The organism is Rothia sp. HMSC069C10 (assembly GCF_001812205.1).
In the GTDB taxonomy this organism is placed as follows: domain Bacteria; phylum Actinomycetota; class Actinomycetes; order Actinomycetales; family Micrococcaceae; genus Rothia; species Rothia mucilaginosa.
In genome coordinates this window covers 1-1,450 of sequence record NZ_KV808287.1, presented here as the reverse complement: position 1 = coordinate 1,450, position 1,450 = coordinate 1, and the positions used below count along the sequence as shown (strand labels likewise).

Annotated in this window: 1 protein-coding gene; it reads left to right on the top strand. The window is 61.8% G+C overall.

Going from position 1 to position 1,450, the window contains the following annotated elements; genetic code table 11:
- The first annotated feature begins 69 nt into the window (after positions 1-69).
- Entirely contained in the window at positions 70-1,443 is a 1,374-nt protein-coding gene (locus HMPREF2842_RS00770) for an ISL3 family transposase (RefSeq protein WP_353611909.1), read from the top strand.
- Positions 1,444-1,450: the final 7 nt, after the last annotated feature.

Below are 1,450 nucleotides of genomic sequence, written 5' to 3'. Positions count from 1 at the left end.
GGCTCTTCCGAGTTGAGTGTGGGTGACCGGGTGTTGGTCGGGGGTTGCGGGTAGAGGTCGAGGTCCTTGATGATGAGCGGACTTCTACCCCCGCTGTCGTCAAGGACCTCGACAATGTCTCACCCTACCTGCTGCTGCTCTGTGTCGCTTGATCGTTGTGATCGGTGTGATCTGCTCGTCGACTTGGAGGGCTTCCATCTGATGAGTGCGGTTCGCACCCCAGATGCTCTGGTGCTCGATGTTGAGTCGTGCAACCAGCTGGCGGGGTGCCCAGATTGTGGGGTGATCGCTCAAGGTCATGGGCGTGTGGTGGTGGAGGTGATCGACGCGCCCTGGGCCGGGGTCCCGGTGCGGATCCGGTGGCATAAGCGACGCTGGATATGCCGCGAACATACCTGCCAGATCACGACTTTCGCTGAGCAGAACCACTCGGTGTGTGCTCCCAGGGCGCGTCTGGGTGTTCGGGCGATCCGCTGGGCGATCCGACAGTTGCGCTTCGAGGGAGCCACTATCTCGGGGCTGGCCCGCCAGTTAGGAACCACGTGGAATACCGTGTGGTCCCATATCAAGCCGTGTCTGCAAGCCGCATCTGATGACCCCGCCCGTTTCTCAGGGGTGCGGGTGCTGGGGGTTGACGAGCACGTGTGGCACCACCAGGACCGACGCCGACGAGGGCCCCGTGAGCTCACCGGCATCGTCGACCTGACGCGAGGGGAGGATCATCCCACGGCCCGCTTGTTGGATCTGGTCCCGGGAAGGTCTGGCACCGTGTACAAGAACTGGCTGGCCGAGCGCGGCGAAGACTTTCGCTCCGGTATCCAGATCGCGACGCTGGATCCCTTCCAGGGATATAAGAACGCCATTGATGACCAGCTCCAAGACGCCACCAGCGTGCTCGATGCCTTTCACATCGTCAAGCTCGCCGGTGACGCTCTCGATGAGGTGCGTCGTCGCGTCCAGCAAGACACGACCGGTCACCGCGGGCGCAAGGGTGATCCTCTCTATCAGATCCGCAATCTTTTGCGCGCCTCGCGTGATCGGCTCACGAAGCGTCAACAAGAACGACTCCGTGAGGCCTTCACGGCAGATGAGGCGCATATCAGTGTGGAAGTCGCCTACCACTGCGCCCAGCAAGTGCGCGACGTCTTCCATCAAGCCACACCCGCCCAAGGCCGACGCCTGGCCGCTCATCTCATCCAGCGCCTACCAACGTGTCCCATCCCCGAAATCGCCCGACTGGGTCGAACCCTACGCAAATGGAAGGACGCCTTCTTGGCCTACTTCGATACAGGAGGAGCCAGCAACGGCCCCACCGAAGCCATCAACGGAATCATCGAACTAGGAAGACGCACCGCCAGAGGCTACCGCAACCCCACCAACTACCAACTCCGAATGCTCCTCATCGCAGGAGGCCTAGATGCCTCCAACCACACTCAACTCTGAAGAGCCC

Excerpts from the sequence above, each read along its gene's own strand:
- HMPREF2842_RS00770 (WP_353611909.1), top strand. The coding sequence starts at position 70 with ATGATGAGCGGACTTCTACCCCCGCTGTCGTCAAGGACCTCGACAATG.